Genomic DNA, 23,970 nt, shown 5'->3' with positions numbered 1-23,970 from the left:
CTTGGAACGATCCAACAACCGAGGAGCCCCGTGCAGATCTGGCCTGGAACCCCCTACCCGCTCGGCGCCACGTTCGACGGCAGCGGCACCAACTTCGCGCTGTTCAGCGAGGTGGCCGAGCGCGTCGAGCTGTGCCTGTTCGACGTCGGCCCCCGCGGGAAGCTGACCGAGACCCGCCTGGAGGTCACCGAGGTCGACGCCTACGTGTGGCACTGCTACCTGCCGACCGTGCAGCCCGGCCAGCGCTACGGCTACCGCGTCCACGGTCCGTGGGACCCGACGCAGGGGTTGCGCTGCAACCCCAACAAGCTGCTGCTCGACCCCTACGCCAAGGCGACCGCGGGCGAGATCGACTGGGACCAGTCACTGTTCGGCTACGACTTCGGCGACGAGGACAGCAGGAACGACGACGACTCGGCCGCCCACATGACCCACGGCGTCGTGATCAACCCGTTCTTCGACTGGGAGGGCGACCGCCGGCTCAACATCCCCTACAACGAGTCGATCATCTACGAGGCCCATGTCAAGGGACTCACGCAGCTGCACCCCGACGTGCCGGAGGAGCAGCGCGGGACCTACGCCGGTCTCGCGCACCCGGCCATCACCGACCACCTCACCAAGCTCGGCATCACGGCGATCGAGCTGATGCCGGTCCACCAGTTCGTCCAGGACTCCACGCTCCTCGACCAGGGGCTGCGCAACTACTGGGGCTACAACACCCTCGGCTTCTTCGCCCCGCACGCCGACTACGCCTCGAGCAACCAGGGCCAGCAGGTCCAGGAGTTCAAGGCGATGGTCAAGGCCATGCACGTCGCCGGCATCGAGGTCATCCTCGACGTCGTCTACAACCACACGGCCGAGGGCAACCACCTCGGGCCGACGCTGAGCTTCAAGGGCATCGACAACCCGGCCTACTACCGCCTCGTCGAGGACGACCAGCGCTACTACATGGACTACACGGGCACCGGCAACAGCCTCAACGTCCGCCACCCGCACTCGGTCCAGCTGATCATGGACTCGCTGCGCTACTGGGTCACCGAGATGCACGTCGACGGCTTCCGCTTCGACCTCGCCGCGACCCTCGCCCGCGAGTTCTACGACGTCGACAAGCTCTCGACCTTCTTCGAGATGGTGCAGCAGGACCCGGTCGTCAGCCAGGTCAAGCTGATCGCCGAGCCGTGGGACATCGGCCCGGGCGGCTACCAGGTCGGCGGCTTCCCGCCCCAGTGGACCGAGTGGAACGGCGACTACCGCGACACCGTGCGCGACTTCTGGCGCGGCGAGCCGTCCCTGGGCGACTTCGCCTCCCGGCTCTCGGGCTCCTCCGACCTCTACGAGCACTCCGGACGGCGCCCGTTCGCGTCCATCAACTTCGTCACCGCGCACGACGGCTTCACCCTGCGCGACCTCGTGTCCTACAACGAGAAGCACAACGACGCCAACGGCGAGGACAACAACGACGGCGAGAGCCACAACCGGTCCTGGAACCACGGCGTCGAGGGGCCGACGGACGACCCGGAGATCCTCGAGGCGCGGGCCCGCGAGCAGCGCAACTTCATCGCCACGCTGCTGCTGAGCCAGGGCGTGCCGATGCTGCTGCACGGCGACGAGCTGAGCCGCACGCAGGACGGCAACAACAACACCTACGCCCAGGACAGCGAGATCAGCTGGGTGCACTGGGACCGTGCCGACAAGCCGCTGATCGAGTTCACGGCCGCGGTCGCCAAGCTCCGCGCGAGCCACCCGACCTTCCACCGCAAGCGGTTCTTCACCGGCAACACCGTGCGCACCGGTGACGGCCAGCGCCTCAACGACATCGTGTGGCTCGCCCTCGACGGCACCCCGATGGAGGACGACGGCTGGGACGAGGGCGCCAAGGCCATCGGGATGTACCTCAACGGCGACGGCATCGCCGGCAAGGACGCCCGCGGGGGCACCATCACCGACGACCACTTCCTGCTCTACTTCAACGCCGACGGGCCCGCGACGGTGAGCCTGCCCACCGACGAGTACGCCGCTGCGTGGGACGTGGTCATCGACACCGGCGGTGGGGCCGACACTGCCCGCACGCTGACCGCCGGCGCGACCTTCGACCTCGGCACGCACAGCCTCGTCGTGCTGCGTGAGCACGCCGAGCCCGAGGCGAGCCCCGACCACTCGGTCGCCGCGTCCCTGGCGTCGCTGGCCGACGCCGCGACCGAGGCGGAGGCGACCCCGGCCGCCGACCAGCGTCACCAGCGCGAGCAGACCTGACCGACCCGCGACCCACCAGCGAGAGGCACCATGCGCACGCCCGTCAGCACCTACCGGCTCCAGATCACCGAGGACTTCGACCTGCACGCGGCGGCGCACGTGCTGCCCTACCTCCACGACCTGGGCGTGGACTGGGTCTACCTCTCGCCGCTGCTCGCGGCCGAGGCGCACAGCAACCACGGCTACGACGTCTCCGACCACGGCCGCATCGACGCGGCCAGGGGCGGGGTGTCCGGGCTGTCGGCGGTCTCGGCCGAGGCGCACCGGCTCGGGATGGGCGTGCTCGTCGACATCGTGCCCAACCACGTGGGGGTCGCCTCCGCCAGCGACAACGCGTGGTGGTGGTCGGTGCTGACCCACGGCCAGGCCTCCGACTTCGCCGACGCGTTCGACATCGACTGGGCCGCGGGGGGCGGTCGGGTGCGCATCCCGGTGGTCGGCGACGACGACCTGCTCGACGGCGGCGCCATCGCGCACCTGTCGGTCGAGGCCGGCCAGCTGCTCTACCACGACCACGCCTTCCCGCTGGCTCCCGGCAGCGCCGACGACTTCCACGACGGCGGGGCCGACGCCGACGAGGTGCACCGCCGCCAGCACTACGAGCTGGTCTCGTGGCGCCTCGCCGACGCCGGCCTCAACTACCGCCGCTTCTTCGCCGTCAACAGCCTCGCGGCGATCCGGGTGGAGGACCGCGAGTGGTTCGACCGCTCGCACGACGAGATCGCCCGCTGGTTCAGCGAGGGCCTCGTCGACGGCCTCCGCGTCGATCACCCCGACGGGCTCCGGGACCCGGAGGGCTACCTCCGCGACCTCGCCGACCTGACCGGCGACGCCTACGTCCTCGTCGAGAAGATCCTGGAGCCCGGTGAGGAGCTCCCGTCGGACTGGCCCACCTCGGGCACCACGGGCTACGACGCCATGGCGCTGGTCGACCGCGTCCTCACCGACCCCACGGCGGCCGAGGCGCTCGGCGCCCTCGACGAGCGGCTGCGAGGCGGGCCCGTCGACTGGGCCGCGATGGTCCACGACAACAAGCGCGCCGTGGCCGACGGCATCCTGCGCTCGGAGGTGCTGCGCATCGGGCGCGAGCTGCGGGTCGCGATCCCGGACGCGCCTGCTGACACCGAGGACGCGGTCGGCGAGCTCGTCGCCTGCTTCCCGGTCTACCGCTCCTACCTGCCCGGCGGGCGTGAGCACCTCGACGAGGCGTTCGCCCTCGCCCGCGAGCTGCGTCCCGACCTGGCCACCACCCTCGACGTGCTCCAGCCGGTGCTGTCGGACCCGCAGCAGCCGCCCGCCCTCCGCTTCCAGCAGACCTCGGGCATGGTGATGGCGAAGGGCGTTGAGGACTGCTCGTTCTACCGTTGGTCGCGGCTCACGTCGCTCAACGAGGTCGGCGCCGACCCGTCCGTCTTCAGCATCACCCTCGACGACTGGCACGACGCCATGTCTGCCCGCCAGCGCGACTGGCCGCACGCGATGACGGCGCTGTCGACCCACGACACCAAGCGCGGCGAGGACGTCCGCGCCCGGATCACGGCGCTGGCCGAGGTGCCCGACCTCTGGGCCGACGCCCTCGACCGGCTGCTGGACCTCGTCCCGCTGCCCGACGCCGGCTTCGGCAACCTGCTCTGGCAGGCGATCGTGGGCGCCTGGCCCGCGTCCGGCCTCGACGGCGACTGGCGCGAGCGGCTGCACGGATACGCCGAGAAGGCGATGCGCGAGGCCGGCGACCGCACGACCTGGACCGCACCCGACGAGGACTACGAGGCGGCCGTGCACGCGGCGGTCGACGCGGCGCTCGACCGCCCCGACGTGCGCGCCGTCGTCGACGAGGTGCTCGCTGCCGTCGCCGAGGCGGGCTGGAGCAACGCCCTGGGCGCCAAGCTCCTCGCGATCACGATGCCCGGCGTGCCCGACGTCTACCAGGGCAGTGAGCTGTGGGAGCAGAGCCTGGTCGACCCCGACAACCGGCGACCGGTCGACTTCGACGTACGCCGCAGCCTGCTCGACGAGGTCGCGGGCGGCGCCCGGCCGGGGCTGGCCGGCGGCGTCGACGACCCGGGGGCGGCCAAGCTGCTGCTCACCCGCGCCGGCCTGCTGGCCCGTCGCGACCGGCCGGAGCTCTTCGAGTCCTACGCCCCCGTCGAGGTCACCGGCGAGGCGAGCGAGCACGCGGTCGCGTTCGACCGCGGTGGTGCCGTGACCGTGGCCACCCGCCTCCCGCTCGGTCTCGCCGCGCGCGGCGGCTGGGGCGAGACCACCGTCGCCCTGCCGGCCGGCGAGTGGGTCGACGCCGTCTCCGGCCGGCCGTTCTCCGGCGACGCCCCTGTCGGCGACGTGCTCGCCGACCTGCCCGCCGCGCTGCTCCTGCGGAGCTCGGCGCCGCTGGAGGCGGTCCACGACCGCTTCGACGTCTGGGCTCCGCGCGCCACGTCGCTGACCCTCCAGGTTGGCGGCAAGCGGGTGCCGATGACGCGCCGCGCCGACGACTGGTGGACGCCGGAGGGACCGGTGCCCACCGGCGAGGTCGACTACGGCTACCTCGTCGACGACTCCGAGACGCCGCTGCCCGACCCGCGCTCGCGCCGCCAGCCCGACGGGGTGCACGGCCTCTCCCGCACCTTCGACGCCACCGCCCACGCGTGGAGCGACGACGACTGGACCGGGCGCCAGCTCGGGGGATCGGTGATCTACGAGCTCCACGTCGGCACCTTCACCCCCGAGGGCACGCTCGACGCCGCGCTCGGCAAGCTCGACCACCTGCGCTCGATCGGCGTGGACCTCGTCGAGCTGATGCCGGTCAACGCGTTCAACGGCACCCACAACTGGGGCTACGACGGCGTCCTGTGGTCGGCCGTGCACGAGCAGTACGGCGGTCCCGCGGCCTACCAGCGCTTTGTCGACGGCTGCCACGCGGCCGGCCTCGGGGTCATCCAGGACGTCGTGCACAACCACCTCGGGCCGTCGGGCAACTACCTGCCGGTCTTCGGGCCCTACCTCAAGCAGGGTTCCAACACGTGGGGCGACCTGGTCAACCTCGACGGGGAGGACAGCCACGAGGTGCGGCGGCTGATCCTCGACAGCGTGCGCATGTGGTTCACCGACATGCACGTCGACGGGCTGCGGCTCGACGCGGTGCACGCCCTCTCCGACGAGTCCCCGGTCCACCTCCTGGAGGAGATGGCCACCGAGGTGGCCGCCCTCTCCGCCCACCAGCGGCGACCGCTGACCCTGATCGCGGAGTCGGACCTCAACGACCCGCACCTCGTGACGCCGCGCGAGGCCGGCGGCTACGGGCTCGACGCCCAGTGGAGCGACGACTTCCACCACGCCGTGCACGTCGCCCTGACCGGGGAGACCGACGGCTACTACGCCGACTTCGAGCCCCTGTCCGCGCTGGGCAAGGTGCTGACCCGCGGGTTCTTCCACGACGGCACGTTCAGCTCGTTCCGCAACCGCCAGCACGGCGTGCCGGTCGACGTGGAGAGGATGCCCGGGTGGCGGCTCGTGGTGGCGAGCCAGAACCACGACCAGATCGGCAACCGCGCCCGCGGCGACCGGGTCACCGAGGCCCTCGACGACGACCAGCTCGCCTGCGCCGCGCTCCTCACGCTGGCGTCCCCCTTCACGCCGATGCTCTTCCAGGGCGAGGAGTGGGCGGCCTCCACGCCGTTCGCGTTCTTCACCTCCCACCCCGAGCCCGACCTGGGCGAGGCGACGGCCACCGGACGCCTGAGCGAGTTCGAGCGGATGGGCTGGGACCCGGCCGTGGTCCCGGACCCGCAGGACCCGGCGACGTACGACCGGTCCAAGCTCGCGTGGGACGAGGTCGGCACCGGGCGCCACGCCGTGCTGCTCGACGTCTACCGCCGCCTCGCGACGCTGCGCCGTGAGGTCCCGGAGCTCACGGACCCCGACCTGCGTCGCGTCGAGGTGGACGTCGACGAGGAGGCGCGCACGCTGGTGATGCGCCGCGGGTCGGTCAGTGTCGTCGTCAACGTCGGCAGCGAGCCGGCCGAGGTGCCGCTGGCGGGCGAGCACGAGGTGCTCTTCGCGACCCCGGCCGGGGCGACGGTGGCCGCCGACGGGCTGGCGCTGCCCCCGCACGCGGGAGCGCTGCTGCGGCGGACGCGGTAAAGCCTGCGCCGTTCGGCTGTCGGGCCGCTGCGGGCGTGGGATCGTGGGCGGGAAGGAAGGGGGCGAGATGACCAGTCAGGGGCCGATCTCGGCCACCGACCTCGTCCGGCCGCGCCGGCACGGCTGGGGCGACGTCGCCGCCCGGACGTCGATGGCGGCGATCGCCGAGCGCCTGCGGGTCCTGGGCGGCTTCGAGTCCTGCGCGATCGAGGTGCTGCGCGGCGACGGGATGCTCGAGTTCGTGGCGATCGCCACCGACAACCCGGTCACGCGCAGCGAGCGCGACGGGACCGGGTCCCCGCTCTCGGCGATGTATCCCGCCCTCGACCAGGGTGTCGTGACGGGCGCGCTGCGCTTCCTCCGCGCCGAGGACATGACGCGTGAGGCGTTCGAGAACCTCGCGCCCTACAGCGTCTTCCCCGACATCGCGCGGCACGAGGACCGGAGCCGGTGGCACCGGGAGGACATGCTGATCGCGGAGGTCCGCGACGACGAGGACCGGCTGCGTGGCCTCATCTACCTCGACAACCCGCTGGACGGGAAGCGACCGTCCGCGGCCGACCTCGTCGAGCTCGACCGGGTGATCCGTCCGGCGCTCCACCTCGCCCTCGTCCAGATCGAGCGCGAGGAGTTCGCCCAGCGCATCAGGATCTCGAGCGCCACCCGGGCCGTGGTCAGGTCGGCGTCACCGAGCGCCGACCTGCGCGAGCTGCTCAGCACGATGCGCGAGGAGTTCCGCGAGCCCTTCCGGGCGCACGGCATCTGGATCGCCACCCTCGACTCCTTCGACGGCGAGCTGATCATCCCGTTCGCGCCCGGCAGCGGCTTCGACCTGTCGTACGGCGTCCGGGCGGCGATGAGGGCCGCGATGACCGACGCCTGGGCGCGCCAGGAGGTCCTGATCATCGACTCCGAGCGCGTGTGGGGCGACGACGTCCTCGACGAGCACTACCGCGACTCGCTGACCCCGCACGTGACCGAGCGCGGGCTGCGCGAGGTCGTCCTGGTGCCCGTCGGCGCTGGTGCGACGGCGCTCGGGATGCTGGCCGTGGCACGCGACGCGGACGGTCCCCGGTGGACCGACGACGAGAGCTCGGCCGCCCTCGACGTCGCGCACGACCTGGGCCGGGCCATCCTCAACGCCCAGGCCAACGAGCGCGAGCACGCCGTGATGGACCAGCTCCGCGAGGTGGGGGACCACCGCCGCAGCCTGATCGACCTGGTCGCCCGCGAGCTGCAGAACCCCCTCGCCCTGGTGGCCGGCCACCTCGAGCTCCTCGACGCGATGGAGCTCCCCGAGGACGCCCGTCGCTCGGTGGTCCCGATGATCCGCAACACCGCCCGGCTCACGAGCCTGGCGCAGGACCTCGCCCTGGTCTCCCGGCTGGCCGACTCCACCGGCGCGGTCAGCGAGGCGACCCTCGACCTGGCCGAGCTGGCCGCCGAGGCGGTCGAGGCGGTGCGGCCGATGGCCGCGCACCGTGACGTCCGGATCGTGCAGACGGTGGTCGGGACCTGCCACGTCCACGGCCACCCGCTCGAGCTCTCCCGGTGCATCGGCGGCCTGCTCGACAACGCCGTGAAGTTCTCGCACCTCGGTGGCACCGTCGAGGTCGAGCTCCGCGGCGACGACCAGCAGGTCGAGCTGAGCGTGCGTGACCACGGGATCGGCATCTCCTCGACCGACCAGGGTCGGCTGTTCGGTGAGTTCTTCCGCTCCGACGACCCGGCGGCCCTGTCGCGGTCGGGCTACGGGCTCGGGCTGACGATCGCCCGCCAGGTCGCGGTCCGACACGGTGGCACCATCACGGTCGAGTCGGCCCGCGGCGCGGGAGCAACGTTCCGGCTGGTCGTCCCGCAGGCGGCGCCCGAGTCGCTGACCACGACCTGGTGAGTCAGCGCCTCGGCGTGCCGCCTGCGCCGTACGCCGTCATGTCGAGGACCTCGTCCGCGGGCGGGGCCTCGGCGGTGACCTCGGTGCCGAACTCCTCGAAGGAGATGCTCTGCGGTCGGCCGTGGTCGCGGGAGATGATCTTCACGACCCGGTGGGGCTCCTCCACCTCGACCCACATGGTCGCGGCCTGACCGCGACCCTTCGCGCGTACGGCGACGGCCTGCGTGTCGCCGACCAGCTCGACGTCTCCCTTGCTGAGGCGGCCCTCGCCGCCGTCCTTGCGGCCCTTGAAGCCACCCAGGATCGCCTTCGTCCCGCACAGCTCGTCGACGTCGACCGCGCCGTCGGCGAGGCTGACCCACGACGTGCCGACCTCGCGCATCACCTTCTCGGCCTCGCGCGACGTTGCCGTCGACGTGCGCCAGAACGTCTCGTCGGGCTGGGCCCAGGTGCCGTCGTCGGAGCTGACGAACCGTGCGCCGCCCCGGTCGCCGTCGAAGCTGCCGGCGCACCGGCCTCCGTCGTCGACCCGGACGTCGATGCGCACGCGGCCGCGGTCGGTGTGCAACGTGCCCAGCAGCCGCACTGACGTCACGTCGTCCATCGCGGCCATCGCGGTCCGGGTGATGGCGCGCGGGCTCTGGTCGAGGAAGGGGTCGTCAGGAGTCGTGGTGCTCCCGCAGGAGGTGAGCAGGGCGGTGCCGACGAGGGCGGTGCCGACGAAGGCGATGGTCCGGCTGGAGGCGATGACGTTCATGGCGTCGCCCAGTCCATCAGGTTCCGCGGCGCGTTTCCGGCGTTCGGCGAAAGTGTGAGGACCGCCGCGACCGGAGCGGTGGGCGGGCCCCACTACAGCAACCACTGACGGCTGGTCTACCCGCCCCAGGGCTGTTGCGTGCCCGCACCGTGACCGGGTAGGCAGGGGCGCATGGGAGACCAGGGAGCAGCCGACCGGATCGTGGAGTTCGTCGGTGACTGGCAGGGACAGGTGGTCGCCACCTCCGTCCACGCCGGTCACGACGTCCGCCCCGACCTCGCCGACCTGATGGTCCTCGACGAGGCGGAGCGCTACCGCGAGGAGGACCCCCACACCGACCGGATCGCGGCGGTCGTGCCCGACCGCGTGGTGACCCACCGCTCGCGGTTCGAGTGCGACCTCAACCGACCTCGCCGCGAGGCGGTCTACCGCACCCCCGACGACTGCTGGGGGCTGAAGGTCTGGCGCGACGCCGAGCTCCCCGACGCCCAGTTCGAGGGCAGCCTCGCGACGTACGACGCCTTCTACGATGCCCTCGGCGAGCGGCTCGACCGCGTCGCCGAGCGTGGGCCGTTCGTGCTCCTCGACGTGCACTCCTACAACCACCGTCGCGACGGGGCCCAGGCGCCGCCCGCGCCGGTGGCCGACAACCCCGAGGTCAACGTCGGCACCGGCAGCGTCGACCACGACCTGTTCGAGCCGCTGGTCGCCCGCTTCCTGTCCGACCTGCGGGCCGGCGACCTCGCCGCGGGTCCCGTGGACGCCCGGGAGAACGTCGCCTTCGAGGGCCGCAACATCGCGTGGTTCGTGCACGATCGCTACCCCCGCCTCGGGTGCGTCCTCGCACTCGAGTTCAAGAAGACCTTCATGGACGAGTGGACCGGCGACGTGGACGAGACCGCGCTCGAGCGTGCGCGCCTGGCGCTCGCCGCCGCCCTCCCGGGGCTGGCGGAGGAGCTGGGCCGACTCGATGGGTGATCCCGCGCCGAGCCCGGCCGACCGGGCGGTCGACCACGCCCTGGCGCAGCTGTCGGCCAGCATGCGCTTCCTGCTGGAGGTCACGCCCGTCGACGCCGACGACGTGCGCGACGAGTTCCTCGCCGGCGACACCGCCGAGCCCGAGTTCACCTACCGCACCCTCGAGGTCGAGCCGGACGTCGCCGCCGAGCAGCTCGCGGCGATCGACGTGTCCTCGGTGGAGGACCCGACGCTGGCGCACCTGCTCCGGGCCAAGCACCGGGAGATGGAGCTGCAGCTCGAGATGCTGCGTGCTCGCGACACGGCCGATTTCCTCGGCCTCTCGATCGAGCTGTACGGCGGTGTGTCGCCCACGCTGCGCGAGCAGGCCGAGGCGCTGCTGGTCGCCGTGCCCGGCGCGGAGGGCCCGGGCGAGTCGCTCGACGCGGAGGAGTTCCTCCAGCTCGCGATCGCCGAGATCGCCCACTACCGCGAGCAGGACCCCGACATCGAGATGCACGCCGAGGTCCGCCCCGACGTCAACGGCGTCATGGTCTCGGGTGACACGCTGCTCATCGGGCCCGACTCAACGGTGCAGCGCGTGCGCGCCGAGGGACTGCTGCACCACGAGGTCGGCACGCACCTGGTGACCCAGGTCAACGGGACGGCCCAGCCGTTCAAGGTGCTCGGGGCCGGCCTCGCCGGCTACGACGAGACGCAGGAGGGCCTCGCCGTCCTGGCGGAGGTCGCGTGCGGGGGGCTGACCGCCTTCCGCCTGCGCCAGCTCGCCGGCCGGGTCGTGACCGTGCACCGGCTCGTCGCGGGTGCCGACTTCGCCGAGGCGCACGCCGCCCTCGTGGCCGCGGGGTTCCCCGAGGGGAGTGCCTTCACCACCGTGATGCGGGTCTACCGCTCCGGCGGCATGACCAAGGACGCGATCTACCTGCGCGGCCTCGTCGACCTGCTCGAGCACGTCGCCGGAGGGGGCGACCTCGAGCTGCTCTGGCGCGGCAAGTTCGCGCTGGGGGACCTGCCGCTCGTCGCCGACCTGGCCGAGCGCGGGCTGGTGAGACCGGCGCGGATCCGTCCGCGCTACCTCGACGACCCGCAGGCGAGGCAGCGCATCGAGCGCGCCGCGACGGTCGAGGGGCTCGAGCGCCTGCTGGCGTGACACACACAGACCGCACCACCCACGGAGAGGGAGCACGTTGAAGATCGGATTCGTCGTCAACGACATCGAGACGGAAAAGGCCGAGTACACCACCAACCGGCTGGCCATGGCCGCCAAGGAGATGGGCCACGAGGCGTGGTACATGGGCATCGGCGACTTCGCCTACGAGCCCGACGGGTCGCTGAGCACCAAGGCCCGCGCCGGTCACGCCAAGACCTATCGCTCCCTCGAGCGCCACCTGTCCGACGTCAAGAAGCCCGACGTCGAGCAGCTGATCGGGATGGACGAGTTCGACGTGGTGATGCTGCGCAACGACCCGGCCGACGACGCGGAGACCGACCCGTGGCGCAACAACGCCGGCGTCGCCTTCGGCCAGCTGATCGCCTCGTCCGGGGTGCTCGTGGTCAACGACCCGACGAGCCTGGCCAACGCGTTGTCCAAGGCCTACTTCCAGCACTTCCCGGAGATCGTGCGGCCCCGGACGCTGATCTCGCGCGACGAGGCGATGATCGAGGAGTTCATCAAGGACCTCGGCGGCAAGGCGGTGCTCAAGCCGCTGCAGGGCTCCGGCGGCGCCGGCGTCTTCCTCGTCGACCGCAAGGAAGGGCCCAACCTCAAGCAGATCATCGAGGCGATCTCCCGCGACGGCTACGTGGTGGCGCAGGAGTACCTCCCCGAGGCCGCCAAGGGTGACGTCCGGATGTTCGTGATGAACGGGCAGCCGCTCATGGTGAACGGGTCGTACGCCGCCTTCCGGCGCACGAACTCCACCAAGGACATCCGCTCCAACATGTCGGCGGGAGGCAAGGCCACCAAGGTCGCCGTCACCGACGAGATGCTGCAGATGGTCGAGATCGTGCGACCCAAGCTGGTCAGCGACGGCATGTTCCTCGTCGGGCTCGACATCGTCGGCGACAAGCTGATGGAGATCAACGTCTTCAGCCCGGGCGGGCTCGGCAGCGCGCAGGCGCTCTACGAGACCAACTTCGCGCCGGCGATCATCGCCGACCTCGAGCGCAAGGTGAACACGCGCCAGCACTACCCGGAGATCGAGAACCGGACCCTCGCCACGTCGTGAGCCGGGTGCTCGCGGGCCCGTGGACTGATCGAACCGGTCATCGACCCGCGAGCACCTCGTCGACCCAGGCCGGCACCAGCGCGGTGGCGGGACCGCGCCGCGACTCGTGGAAGTCGCTGCTGCCGTCGCTGGCGTCGAGGTTGAGCTCGAGGGTGCGCTTGCCGTGGCCGATCGCGTGGTGGACGAACGCGGCGGCGGGGTAGACCAGCCCGGACGTGCCGATCGAGACGAAGAGGTCGCACGCCCACAGCGCCTCCTCGATGGCGTCCATGTCGTAGGGCACCTCGCCGAACCAGACCACGTCCGGGCGCAGGCTGGCCGACCCGCATCCCGGGCACGGGGGTCGCCCGACCAGCCCCTGCGTCCACTCGACCCGCTCGTCGCAGGCCGTGCACCACGCGGCGCGCAGGCGCCCGTGCATGTGGTGGACCCGGGTCGACCCGGCCCGCTCGTGCAGGTCGTCGATGTTCTGCGTCACGAGGTAGAGGTCGCGTCCCAGCGCGGCCTCGAGGCGGGCCAGCGCCTCGTGGGCGGCGTTGGGCCGCACGCTCGCGAGCGCCTGCCGTCGCTCGTCGTAGAACCGCTGCACGAGGTCGGGGTCCTCGGCGAACGCCTCGGGGGTCGCGACGACCATCGGGTCGTGGCCCTCCCAGAGCCCGCCCGCGTCCCGGAAGGTCGCCAGCCCGCTCTCGGCCGACACCCCCGCGCCGGTCAGGACGACGATGCGCACGTCACTCGCCCTCCTTCGCCCGGACGCCGTCCTCACCGACGTGGGTCTCGTGCGACGTGATCTCGTGCCACGTCCCGGCGAAGGACGGCAGGGCGGCCAGCACGAGCGGCATCACATCGTCGGCGCGGATCACGCACCCAGTGTCCCAGCCGCTACCGGACGGTCGGGTTGGCCCACGGGGCTCGAGGCAACCCGACTGACCGGTAGCGACTGCCCCGCACGTCAGTAGTACCAGGGGTACGGCGACCAGTCGGGGTCGCGCTTCTCCAGGAACTGGTCGCGGCCCTCCTGGGCCTCGTCGGTCATGTAGGCCAGGCGGGTGGTCTCGCCGGCGAAGAGCTGCTGCCCGACGAGGCCGTCGTCGAGGAGGTTGAAGGAGTACTTCAGCATCCGCTGCGCGGTCGGCGACTTGCCGTTGATCTTGCGGCCCCACTCGAGCGCCGTGGCCTCGAGGTCGGCGTGGTCCACCACCCGGTTGACCGCGCCCATCCGGTGCATCTCCTCGGCGTCGTACTCCTCGGCGAGGAAGAAGATCTCGCGGGCGAACTTCTGGCCGACCTGGCGCGCGAGGTAGGCCGAGCCGTAGCCGCCGTCGAACGAGCCGACGTCGGCGTCGGTCTGCTTGAAGCGGGCGTGCTCCCGGCTGGCGAGGGTCAGGTCGGCCACGACGTGGAGGCTGTGGCCGCCCCCGGCCGCCCAGCCGGGGACGACGCAGATGACGACCTTGGGCATGAACCGGATCAGCCGCTGGCACTCGAGGATGTGGAGCCGGGCCAGCCTGGCCTTGTCGATGGGGTTGGGCTCCGCGCCGGCGTCGGTGTGTCCGTCGGTCTCGTACTGGTAGCCCGCCTTGCCGCGGATGCGCTGGTCGCCGCCGGTGCAGAAGGCCCACTTGCCGTTCTTCGCGCTCGGTCCGTTGCCGGTCAGCAGCACGCAGCCGACGTCGGCCGACATCCGGGCGTGGTCGAGGACCCGCAGCAGCTCGTCGACCGTGTGCGGCCGGAACGCGTTGAGCACGTCGGGGCGGTCGAAGGCGATCCGCACGGTGCCGTGGGCCTTCGCCCGGTGGTAGGTGAGGTCGGTGAGGTCCTCGAAGCCGGGCACCTCGTCCCAGGCCGCGGGGTCGAACGTCTCGGACACGCCGTCGATCGCACTCACGCGGGGCCCCCGCGGCGTTGTCCGGGGGAGCGCAGCGGAGGAGAAGAACGTCGTGGGGTGTTCATGTGTCGGGAGCCTAGCCAGCGCCGGAATGGCTTGGATCGGGGTGGTGTTGTGGGCGGTATGGCACTGAACGGAACCTATGTCCCGAGCGCGACCAAGTGGGTCCGCGACAACGTCGAGGAGTACGAGGCGTCCAACGGCGAGAAGGGCGGCAACCTGCCGGGCACGAACTACCCCGTCGTCGTCGTGACCTCGGTCGGCCGCAAGTCCGGCCACCTGCGCAAGAACCCGGTGATGCGGGTCGAGCGCGACGGGGCCTACCTCGCGGTCGCCTCGAAGGGCGGCGCCGACGACAACCCGGAGTGGTACGCCAACTTCCTGGCCCACCCCACGGTCGAGGTGCAGGACAAGGCGGAGAAGCACGACTACTCCGCCCGCGTCCTCGAGGGTGAGGAGCGTGCCGACTGGTGGGAGCACGCCGTGGCCACGTGGCCGACCTACGCGAGCTACCAGGAGAAGACCGAGCGCGAGATCCCGCTCTTCCTGCTCGAGCGCGTCTGAGTCGGCTGCGCCTGGGTCGGTCGCGGCTCAGGCGCGGCTGATCGAGCGCGCGAGCCCGAGCAGGTGCCCCAGCCGGGCGAGCTCGGAGTCGAGGAACTCCGGTCCGCCACGGCGTCCGAGCACGACGGAGTCCTTGCCGAGCGGCGCCCCGCACAGCAGGGTCACGTCGTCGTCGGGGAGCCGGCTCGGCCGCTCGAGCGCCATCCACGCCACCTCGGACGGGGCGGCGTCGGTCGCGCGACGCACCGTGCCGTCGGGCTTGACGCGGGCGGCCCAGTCGACGCGGAAGGTGACCGGCAGCAGGTCGAGGACGCGGTCGAGCGCCTCGGCCGGGTGTGCCGTCAGCTCCTCGACCACCTCGAGGTCGAGGAACAGGTTGCCGCCAGCGGCGTAGCGGCTGATCCACAGCACCTCGACGCCGTCGAGGGCGTTGCAGGCCGAGACGATGGAGTCGGGCATGGCGCCCGGCGCCATCTCGAGGAGCACGTCGTCGACCGCCTCGCCGCCGCCCGACTTCTCGACGATCTCGATGGCCTCGATGTCGCCACCCGCCTGGCCGATCGCGGTCGCGACGCGACCCAGCGACCCCGGGACGTCGGGCAGCGAGACACGCAGGAGGAAGGGCACCCCGACAGGCTAGTCGTGGCTTGTTGCGCTGGTGTTGCGTCGCGTCTCATCCCTCGGCCAGCCGGGCGCGCAGGCCGCTGGCGCGCTGGGCCTGCCGCGCGATCGCGGCCCGGACGGCCGCCTCGGGGCCGATCACCCGGACCTTGTGCCTGGCGCGGGTGACCGCGGTGTAGAAGAGCTCGCGCGTCAGCAGCCGCGAGTCCTCGTCGGGCAGCAGCACGCTCACGACGTCGGCCTGGCTGCCCTGGCTCTTGTGGATCGTCATCGCGTGCATCGTCTCGACGTCGCCGAGCCGCGACGGGGCCAGGTCGAGCACCCCGGCGCTGGACGCGACGGCCACCCGCCGCCCGCCCGCGGTGTCGAGGACGACGCCGGTGTCACCGTTGAAGATCCCGAGCGTGTAGTCGTTGGCGTTCACCAGGACCGGGCGCCCGAGGTAGGCCGACTCGTGCAACGGGTCACCCGTTTCCTGGGTCAGCCACTGCTCGACCCGCCGGTTCCAGTGCCGCACCCCGAAGGGCCCGTCCCGGTGGGCGCACAGCAACCGGTGCCGGTCGAGGGCGGCCAGGGCACGGGTGCCGTCGCCGGCGGCCGCAGCGTCGCGGACGGCGAGGGCCGCCGGCAGCGCCGTCGCGCGGATCGCCGAGGCCGGGTCGGCGTCGGTGATCCACTCGACCTGGTCGTGACCCGCGCGGAGGGCCGCGATCGCCGCGTCGGCGTCGCCGTCGCGCAGCGCCCGGGCGAGCGCGCCGATCTCCTCGCCGTAGCGGTGGGCCGTGGTCAGGGCGGCGACCGGGCTGTCGGACCGGTCCTCGAAGCCGCGCACGAGGTCGGTGAGCACGGCGCCCGCGTCGACCGAGGAGAGCTGGTCGGGGTCGCCGACGAAGACCAGGCGCGCGTCGGGGCGCACGGCCTCGAGCAGGCGGGCCATCATCGTCAGCGAGACCATCGACGTCTCGTCGACCACGACGAGGTCGTGGGGGAGCCGGTTGCCGCGGTGGTGGCGGAACCGTGTGCGGTTGCCGGGGTGGGTCTTCAGCAGCCGGTGCAGCGTCATCGCGCCCACCCCGTCCAACCGGGCGCGGTCAGCCGGGTCGAAGGCGCGCGCGTTGTCGTGCACGGCCTGCTCGAGGCGGGCGGCCGCCTTGCCCGTCGGCGCCGCCATGGCGATCCGCAGCCGCTCGCCACGAGCCTGCGCCTGCTCGTGCAGGGCGACCAGGAGCCCCGCCACGGCCGTGGTCTTGCCCGTGCCCGGCCCGCCGGTGATGACGGTCGTCCACTGGCTGGCGGCGTGCGTGCACGCGGCCACCTGCTCGGCGTAGCCCGCGTCCGGGAACACCCGGGCCAGCGACCGGGCCAGGAGGTCGGGGTCGGTCGGCGGCGTCGTGGCCGCTCGGGTGGTCAGGTCGTCGAGGACCTGGCTCTCCTGCTCGTGGTAGCGATCGAGGTAGAGCAGGCCGTGCTCCCAGTGCAGCACCCCGGCGTCGAGCAGCGGGCTGCGCTCGATCGCCGCCGACCACGCCGCCAGGTCGGGCCAAGTCAGGTCGAGGTCGTCGAGCTGGGTGCCGACGGCGGCGAGCTCCAGGCACACCGACCCGTGGCGTACGGCGCGTGCCGCCAGGGCGACGGCGAGCAGCACGTCGGGGTCGCCCTCGCCCCCGAGCCGGCCCAGCGTGGTCGCGACGTGGACGTCGGCGGCCGTCAGGACGCCCGCCTCGTTGGCCGTGCGCAGGGCGGGCGGGGCGGTGAGAGCGAGGTCGCGGTCGTGCTCGTCGACCGGCGAGAACAGGTCGCTCACGGGACCAGCGCTCCGTCCAGCAGGGCCGACAGCTCCTCGACGAGGGCGACCGGCGGACGCCAGGCGAAGACCCCGCACGGCGCGCCGTCGACGCGCGGCGTCTCGGGGCCGCACATGCCGCGGAGGTAGAGGTAGAGCACGCCGCCGAGGTGGGCCGCCGGCTCGTACGTCGGCAGTCGCCACCGCAGGAACCGGTGCAGGACCACCGTGTAGAGCAGCGCCTGGAGCGGGTAGTCGGAGTGGCCCATCGCCTCGTCGAGGACCGCCGGCCGGTAGTCGTGGGCGGACAACGGCGCGTCGAGGTCGCCCAGCCAGTTGGTCTTGTAGTCGACGGTGAGGAAGCGGTCACCCACGCGGAGGACCACGTCGATCGAGCCGGTGAGGTAGCCGCGCAGCGGCTGGTCGGCGAGGTCCGCGTCGTGGTCGAGCGTCTCGGCGTAGGAGAGCACCGGGTCGCCGGCGGGCAGGTGGCGGCGCAGCACCGGCGCGAGGTCGCCGAGGCGGACCGCGGTCGTCGGGTAGTCGGCGACGTCACCGCCGGCCAGCGGCAGCTCGAAGTCGAGCTCGCGCAGCCGGTCGGGCAGGCGGAGGTCGAGCAGGGTGAGGTCGTCGGCCAGCGGGCCGAGTGGGCTCGTGCAGACCTGGACGAGGGCGTCGGCGAGCTCGTCCGGGTCGAGGTCGACCGGCCACCAGACCAGCTGGTCGGCGATGTGCTCGAGCAGCTCGGCACGGAAGTCGGACGCGGCGGGGTCGGCGTGCTCGAGGACGGCGTGGACCAGCGACCCGAACGTCGCGCCCACCGGCAGCCCGGCCATCGGGGAACGGACCGCCGCCAGCTCGATGTCCGCCGGTGCGTCGTCCTCGGCCAGCAGGAGGGCGTCGCCGATCTCGGGCGGGTCCTCCGGCTCCGACAGCGGCTCGGCCCAGGAGCCCGCGTCGGCGTGGGCCGCACCGGCGGCCGAGAGGGACGAGTAGGACGTACGACGCCACGCGGTGTCCACCGAGCGGTCGAACGCCCGGACGGCGAGCTCGTCGCTCGATCGCTCCAGCGGGGTCGCATCGGGCGGCGTCAGGGTGGCGAGCTCGACGGCGGCGCCGCCCGCGGCCTCCCACTGGCCGAGGATGTCGACCAGGCGGTCCTCGTCCACGAGCGGCTGCTCGTCGGGCACGTCGGCGCCCTGCGGCCGCCGCCCCAGCAGCATCCGGTGCAGGGGGGAGGCCGGGGTGTTGCGCTCGGCGGGTGCATACCACGCGACGACCTGCGACTGGGCGCGCGTCAGCGCGACGTAGAGCAGCCGCAGCGACTCCCCGGCGTCCTCGCGCCAGTGGCGTGCGACGGAGTGCCGGTGGAACGGGCTGCGTCCCCCGACGTCGCGGCACCGGCGTCCCTCGTCGTCGTGGAAGAGCGGGATCTCGGGGTCGTTGCCGACGTAGCGGTTCCACAGCGTCGGGAGGTAGACGACGGGATATTCCAGGCCCTTGCTCCCGTGGATCGTCACCAGCTGCACGGCGGCGGCGTCGGAGTCGAGCCGCCGGGTCCGTTCGGAGGCGACCTCGAGCTTGTCGTCGGCGACCTGCTCGCGCAGCCAGCTGAGAAGCCCGACCACGCCGAGCCGGTCCTCGACGCTGACGCGGTGGAGTGACTCCCCGATGTGGCGCAGGTCGGTCAGGGTCCGCTCGCCGCCCACGCGGCCCAGCACCCGAGCGGTCAGCCCGGCGACCACGGTCACCTCGAGGACCGCTGCCACGCCGCGGGTCGTCAGGACGTCGGCCATCATCCGCACGCGCTCGGCCAGCTCGTCGGTCAGCTCGTCGCCGCCCGCGTCGAGCGACGCCGCGTCGTGCGGGAAGAAGGAGGTGAGCGCGGCGGCGCGCACCCGGTCGGCGCGGTGCGGCTGCTCCAGCGCCTCGAGCAGCGTCAGCCACTCGCCGGCCGCCGGGGTGTGGAAGACCGAGCCGCCGGCGTTGATGACCGACGGCACGCCGATCGCCAGCAGCGCCTCCTGCGTCGCCTCCAGCTCGCTGCGCCGGGCGGCGAGCACGGCGATGTCGCCGGGCAGCAGCTCGCGCCCGTCGAACGTGGGGCGGCACTGGATGAGCCGCTTGATGTCGTGGGCGGCGTCGGCGATGACGTGCTCGCGCCACTGGGCGACACCGGGCTTGGCGCGCGGACCTGCGCCGAGCTCGTGGCGGCGTACGACCCGGAGCCGGAACGGCTCACCGGCACCCTCGAGCCGCGACTCGGTGTGGTGCGCCTCGACGGGGTGTACGGCGATGCGCGGGTCGCCGAGCGCCGCGCCCTGGAGCACCGCCTGGAGCCGGTCGAGCAGCTGCTGGTCGGAGCGCCAGTTGACCCCCAGCGTCTGGGTGGTGCTCGCGGCGTCGGCGGCCTCGAGGTAGGTCACGATGTCGCCGCCCCGGAAGGCGTAGATCGCCTGCTTGGGGTCGCCGATCAGCACCATGGTGGTCGTGTCGGCGAAGGCGCGCTGGAAGACCTGCCACTGGACCGGGTCGGTGTCCTGGAACTCGTCGATCAGCACGAACTTCCAGCGGCGGCGCATGCGCACCCGTGCCGGCGAGTCCTCCTCCCGGAGCGCATCGGCGAGCTGGCTGAGGAGGTCGTCGTAGCTGAGGATGCCGAGTCGACGCTTGCGGCGCTCGACCTCCTCGAGGACCTCGGTCGCGAACCGCACGCGCGTCGCGGCGGGGGAGTCGGGCGCCTCGGCGAGCACCGCGACCGGCTCGATGACCGCGCGCGGGTCACCGACCACCTCCCGGGCCAGCGCGAGCGCCTGGGTGCGGGTCCAGGCGGGGCTCTCCTGGTCGCCGAAGCGGGCGAGGTAGAGGTCGTCGACGACCTCGGTCGTCAGCTGCTCGAGGTCCTCGACCAGCGTGGCGCCCGCGTCGGTGTCGCCGGCGACGCCCAGGCTGCGCAGCACCAGCTGGCAGAACTGGTGGATGGTCGCGATGGTGGCGCCGTCGAAGGCGACGAGGGCGGTGGTCAGCCGCTCGCGCCGGGTGTCGAGCACGGCGGGGTCGGCGTCGAGCAGCCAGTCGTGCAGGCGGTTGCCGGGCTCGCGGGTCGTCGGGTCGGTCAGCACCTGCACGGCCTGGTCGAGCTGGCCGCGCACCCGCTCGCGCAGCTCCTGGCTGGCGGCGCGGGTGAAGGTGACGACGAGCATCTCGTCGAGACCGACCTGGCCGGACGCCACGTGCTTGGCGACGAGGGCAGCGATCGTCCACGTCTTGCCGGTGCCGGCGCTGGCCTCGAGCAGGGTGATGCCGGGCGCGAGGTCGCGGGTGATGTCGAAGGTGTCCACTGTCTACAGCCCCCGGATCTGCTCGTTGGCGATCATCGGGCCCCACAGCCGCCAGGCGTGGTGACCCAACCGGTGCGGCGCGGGACCGTCCTCGCCGTCTCGGAGCGGAGCGGCGAGCAGCTCGAAGTCGGGGTGGGGACCGAAGGCGCGGACGTGCCAGACGTCGGCGTCCTCCTTGGGGAAGCCCGAGTCGTTGAAGCGGGGGCTGGTCCACTCGGCGCGCGCCCGCCCGTCGGGGCTGCCGTCGCTGCCGCCCTGGGTGCGGCGGAACTCCTCGGCCCACGCCAGCGACGTCTTGACCGGGAGCGGCAGCGGCTCTCGCATCCCCGCCTCGTGCAGCGCGACGAGGTCACGCAGCCACCGGCGGGCGTCGTGCTCGGCGAGCGGACGCACCATCGCGATCTGACCGCCCGACCGGTGCTTGCCGATGGTGTGTGCGGTCCAGTTCTCGTCGGGGCGGCCGGCGGCCAGGGCGAGCGCGTTGATCCAGGCGGCCAGCCGCTGCTTGGCGCCGAGGTTGGAGAACGACACCGCGACCGGGTTGTTGCCGAACACGTCGCCGACGGTGCCCGTCACCCGCCGGTCCCCGAGGTCGATGTCGACGTCGAGGGTGCGGGCCGGGCCGCCCTGGAGGCCGAGCGCGCTGATCACGAGCGGGCGGACCTTGGTGATGATGCCGTCGAGCACCCCCTTGCCGAGGGCGCCGGGTGGCAGCAGCCCGCTGACCTTGAGGGCCTCGCCGACGGCCATCGCGTCGGCGCCGCCCAGCACGGCCATCGCGAGGTGGTCGCCGACCGCCCACTGCTCGAGGGCGTCGAGCGTGATCGGGATGGCGTCCTTCACCTCGTCGGCGTCGTAGGGCTTGGTGATGCGCAGCCGCCGTCGCAGGAACCCCTGCACGGGGTGGCGGAAGAAGTCCTGCAGGTCGGCGAGCTCCACCTCGGTGGCCGGCGGCACGATCGCCGGCAGGGGAGCGGGCACCAGCTCGCGCACCACGGTCCGGTCGGTCCGCGCGGCGCTCGCCCCGGCGAGGGCGGACCGGTCGAAGGTGAAGGGCCGCGATCCCCGCAGGCGTCCCGGCACGAGGTTGGCCTCGTCGAAGGGCTGGAGCGGGTGGCGGGTGATGACGCGCTCGCTCACCGGCCCGGCCGCGGTGCGGTCGAGCGCGTCGATCAGCTCGCCGAGCGGGACCGCGGGCGGGCGCTGCGCGCCGTTGTGCTCGCCGTGGCCGGTGTAGGTGATCACCAGGGTCTGGGTGGTGGCGGCGATCGCGTCGAGCAGCAGCTGGCGGTCCTCGGATCGCAGGTCGCGCTCGCCGGTGCGAGGTCGCCGGGCCAGCACGTCGTCGCCGTCGACCCCGGTCGCGCGCGGGAAGACGCCGTCGTCGAGGCCGACGAGGCAGACCACCCGGTGCGGCACCGAGCGCATCGGCACCATCGTGCACACGGTGAGCGTGCCGGTGCGGAAGTTGGACCGTGTCGGGCGCCCGCGCAGCCGCTGCTGCAGCAGCGCCCGCACGTCGGCCTGGCGGAGCAGGGTGTCCTGGTCGGCCGCCCCCGCGGCGATCCGGGCGAGCTCGCGGTCGAGCTGGGCGACCTGCCAGACGTCGTCGAGCGCGGTCGCCGTCAGCTGGTGCACGCCGTCGCCTAGGACGCGGGTCCAGTCGGCGACCGTGCGCGCGGCCTCCGCGCCGGCCAGGAAGGTGTGCAGCCGGTCGACGAGCTCGGCGAACCGGCCGGCCAGCTCGAGGTCGCCGTCGCTGACGTCGTCGACGGGCAGCGCACCCGCGACCTGGCGGTGGTCGAGGCCCGACATCGCCGCTCCCAGCAGCACCCGCTGGATCCCGGCCGCCCACGTGTTGGCCCCCAGTCCGCCGAGGCCGAAGGAGGCGCGGTGGTCGGCGTCGTACCCCCACCGGATGCCGGCCTCGGCGACCCAGTGGGCGATCCGTTCCATCTCGTCGTCGCCGAACCCGAAGCGGGCCCGGACCGGGTCGGCGTTCGCCAGGTCGAGGACCTGGGTCGCGCTCAACCGGCCGTGCACGAGCTCGACGAGCTGGGCGGCGACGCCGAGGAGCGGGTTGGTGGAGCCGAGGGAGCGGTCGGCCAGCCGGACGCGGAGCTGGTGGGCGGGGTGCCCCTGCCCCGGGCCGGCGATGTCGGCGAGCCCGAAGCCGGCCGAGATGAGCGGCGCGTAGGCCTCGATGTCGGGGCACATCACCAGGATGTCGCGGGGCTCGAGGGTCGAGTCGTCGGCGAGCAGCCCGACGAGGACCTCGCGGAGCACGTCGACCTGGCGAGCAGCGCCGTGGCAGGCGTGGATCTGCACCGAGTCGTCGACCCCCGTGCGCCCGGCACGCGTCGCCGCGTCCGGCGCGGCGTTGGCCCGCAGGTCGGCCTGGAGCCAGCCGAGCAGGGTGTCGGGCGGCGCGGGCGCACCCGGCGTGTGCTCGGTCGGTACGTCGCCCAGCGACCGCCGGAGCTCGCGCGAGTCGCGCCCCAGCGAGCCGAGCAGCGGGTGGCCGACGACCGAGGCGGAGTCGTCGTCGTCGCGCGGCACCGGACCGACCCGTGCCGCGGGCTCGAGCGAGGCCCACAACGACGGCGAGGCCTGCGGGAGCCACAGGTGCACGTCGCGCAGGGCACCGAGCGCGTGCAGCAGCTCGACCTCCGTCTCGGGCAACCGCGTGTGCCCGAAGAGCGAGAGTCGCGGCGGCAGGTCCAGGTCGCCGCCGCCGGCACGGAGCCGTTCGAGCGTGGTCGCCTGCCGGGCGTCGGGCGGGGGCAGGTCCATCCGGTCGACCAGCCGTCGCCACAGGTCGGCCTGCCACCGGAGGTCGCGCTCCAGCTCCTCGCCGGCCCCGTCGGTGTCGCGACCGGCTCGCCAGTCGGCGATCAACCTCGGCCGCTGGGTGGCGTAGGAGGAGAACAGGCCGGCCAGTCGCCGGGCCACCGCGTAGCGACGCGTCGACCGCTCGTCGGCGGGATCGCCACCGCCGAGGTGGGCGGTGAGGTCGGCGAAACCGGTCTCACCCATCACCGAGTCGACGACCTCGAGCAGCGGCCAGGCCAGCCGGTCGGGGTCCCACGGGTCGTCCGCGTCCTTGGCGAGGAGCATCGCGACCAGCGAGGACGGCGTCACGAAGTCGACGCCGGCGCACACCCCGTCGCCCTCGCGGGGACCGACGCCGAGGCGGTGGGACAGCCGCTGGGTCAGCCAGCGCTCGACCCCGCGAGCCGGCACGACCACGACCTCGCGGGCGAACGGATCGGGCAGCGCGGTCGCCAGCAGCGACGCCAGGCCGTCGGCCAGGGCGTCGGTCCGCTCGGCGACGTGGACGTGGACTGCCATGGCGGCAGCCTGCCATCCGGCACCGACACTCGCGCGACGCGACCGGCCGGACGCGGCCGGACGGGACCGGCCGGACGCGGCCGGACGGGACCGGCCGGACTGCACGAGCCGGCGATCGTGCCCCGGGACGCACCGAACGGGACACCTACCCCATGGTCGGTGCCCCGTTCGG

The 23,970-nt window shown here is 72.9% G+C and carries 15 protein-coding genes; 7 read left to right on the top strand and 8 right to left on the bottom strand.

Features of this window, described 5'->3' with window-relative positions; translation table 11 throughout:
- Nucleotides 1-30 precede the first annotated feature (30 nt).
- From glgX to C7S10_RS04320, 3 genes are all read left to right on the top strand, one after another.
- Nucleotides 31-2,253 (top strand): glycogen debranching protein GlgX, encoded by a 2,223-nt coding sequence (glgX, locus tag C7S10_RS04330; protein ID WP_108343114.1) that lies wholly within the window; start codon nt 31-33, stop codon nt 2,251-2,253.
- 30 nt (nt 2,254-2,283) lie between these two features.
- Nucleotides 2,284-6,393, top strand: a complete 4,110-nt coding sequence (treY, locus tag C7S10_RS22700; RefSeq protein ID WP_108343113.1) for a malto-oligosyltrehalose synthase — start codon at nt 2,284-2,286, stop codon at nt 6,391-6,393.
- Between the two features lie 67 nt (nt 6,394-6,460).
- Nucleotides 6,461-8,287 (top strand): sensor histidine kinase, encoded by a 1,827-nt coding sequence (locus tag C7S10_RS04320; RefSeq protein WP_108343112.1) that lies wholly within the window; start codon nt 6,461-6,463, stop codon nt 8,285-8,287.
- Nucleotide 8,288: 1 nt separating this feature from the next.
- Here C7S10_RS04320 and C7S10_RS04315 read toward each other — a convergent pair whose 3' ends face one another.
- Nucleotides 8,289-9,044: a hypothetical protein gene (locus C7S10_RS04315; protein ID WP_108343111.1), complete on the bottom strand. Its 756-nt coding sequence runs from the start codon at nt 9,042-9,044 to the stop codon at nt 8,289-8,291.
- Between the two features lie 171 nt (nt 9,045-9,215).
- Here C7S10_RS04315 and C7S10_RS04310 point away from each other — a divergent pair, with 171 nt between their 5' ends.
- Genes C7S10_RS04310 through C7S10_RS04300 form a run of 3 tightly spaced genes read left to right on the top strand, consistent with a single transcriptional unit; the run spans nt 9,216 to nt 12,250 of the window.
- Complete coding sequence (locus C7S10_RS04310; protein WP_108343110.1) at nt 9,216-10,022, top strand: N-formylglutamate amidohydrolase; 807 nt, start codon at nt 9,216-9,218, stop codon at nt 10,020-10,022.
- Nucleotides 10,015-11,172, top strand: a complete 1,158-nt coding sequence (locus tag C7S10_RS04305; protein WP_108343326.1) for a peptidase MATCAP family protein — start codon at nt 10,015-10,017, stop codon at nt 11,170-11,172. The genes C7S10_RS04310 and C7S10_RS04305 overlap by 8 nt, the downstream gene beginning before the upstream one ends.
- 37 nt (nt 11,173-11,209) lie before the next feature.
- Nucleotides 11,210-12,250 carry a glutathione synthetase gene (locus C7S10_RS04300; RefSeq protein WP_108343109.1) on the top strand — a complete coding sequence of 347 codons (1,041 nt, stop codon included), beginning with the start codon at nt 11,210-11,212 and terminating at the stop codon, nt 12,248-12,250.
- A gap of 37 nt (nt 12,251-12,287) precedes the next feature.
- Here C7S10_RS04300 and C7S10_RS04295 read toward each other — a convergent pair whose 3' ends face one another.
- From C7S10_RS04295 to C7S10_RS04290, 3 genes are all read right to left on the bottom strand, one after another.
- Nucleotides 12,288-12,980, bottom strand: coding sequence for an NAD-dependent deacylase (locus tag C7S10_RS04295; RefSeq protein WP_207769217.1), 693 nt, complete (start codon nt 12,978-12,980; stop codon nt 12,288-12,290).
- 1 nt (nt 12,981) lies between these two features.
- Nucleotides 12,982-13,113 carry a hypothetical protein gene (locus C7S10_RS22975; RefSeq protein ID WP_279303154.1) on the bottom strand — a complete coding sequence of 44 codons (132 nt, stop codon included), beginning with the start codon at nt 13,111-13,113 and terminating at the stop codon, nt 12,982-12,984.
- Nucleotides 13,114-13,202: 89 nt separating this feature from the next.
- A complete protein-coding gene (locus C7S10_RS04290; RefSeq protein WP_108343107.1) occupies nt 13,203-14,138 on the bottom strand; it encodes a 1,4-dihydroxy-2-naphthoyl-CoA synthase in 936 nt (311 codons plus the stop codon).
- A 123-nt stretch (nt 14,139-14,261) separates the two neighbouring features.
- Between C7S10_RS04290 and C7S10_RS04285 the strand changes: the two genes are divergently transcribed.
- A complete protein-coding gene (locus C7S10_RS04285; protein ID WP_108343106.1) occupies nt 14,262-14,702 on the top strand; it encodes a nitroreductase family deazaflavin-dependent oxidoreductase in 441 nt (146 codons plus the stop codon).
- Nucleotides 14,703-14,729: 27 nt separating this feature from the next.
- Here the strand turns inward: C7S10_RS04285 and C7S10_RS04280 are convergent, their stop codons facing one another.
- Genes C7S10_RS04280 through recC form a run of 4 tightly spaced genes read right to left on the bottom strand, consistent with a single transcriptional unit; the run spans nt 14,730 to nt 23,798 of the window.
- Nucleotides 14,730-15,329: an ACT domain-containing protein gene (locus tag C7S10_RS04280; RefSeq protein ID WP_108343105.1), complete on the bottom strand. Its 600-nt coding sequence runs from the start codon at nt 15,327-15,329 to the stop codon at nt 14,730-14,732.
- A 46-nt stretch (nt 15,330-15,375) separates the two neighbouring features.
- On the bottom strand, nt 15,376-17,127 hold the full coding sequence (recD, locus tag C7S10_RS04275; RefSeq protein WP_243395192.1) for an exodeoxyribonuclease V subunit alpha: 1,752 nt from the start codon (nt 17,125-17,127) through the stop codon (nt 15,376-15,378).
- Nucleotides 17,124-20,447, bottom strand: coding sequence for a UvrD-helicase domain-containing protein (locus tag C7S10_RS04270; protein WP_108343104.1), 3,324 nt, complete (start codon nt 20,445-20,447; stop codon nt 17,124-17,126). The genes recD and C7S10_RS04270 overlap by 4 nt, the downstream gene beginning before the upstream one ends.
- Nucleotides 20,448-20,450: 3 nt before the next feature.
- Nucleotides 20,451-23,798 carry an exodeoxyribonuclease V subunit gamma gene (recC, locus tag C7S10_RS04265; RefSeq protein ID WP_108343103.1) on the bottom strand — a complete coding sequence of 1,116 codons (3,348 nt, stop codon included), beginning with the start codon at nt 23,796-23,798 and terminating at the stop codon, nt 20,451-20,453.
- Nucleotides 23,799-23,970: the final 172 nt, after the last annotated feature.

The organism is Nocardioides currus (assembly GCF_003057875.1).
Classification (GTDB): Bacteria; Actinomycetota; Actinomycetes; order Propionibacteriales; family Nocardioidaceae; genus Nocardioides; species Nocardioides currus.
This window is presented reverse-complemented; position numbering and strand designations above follow the sequence as displayed.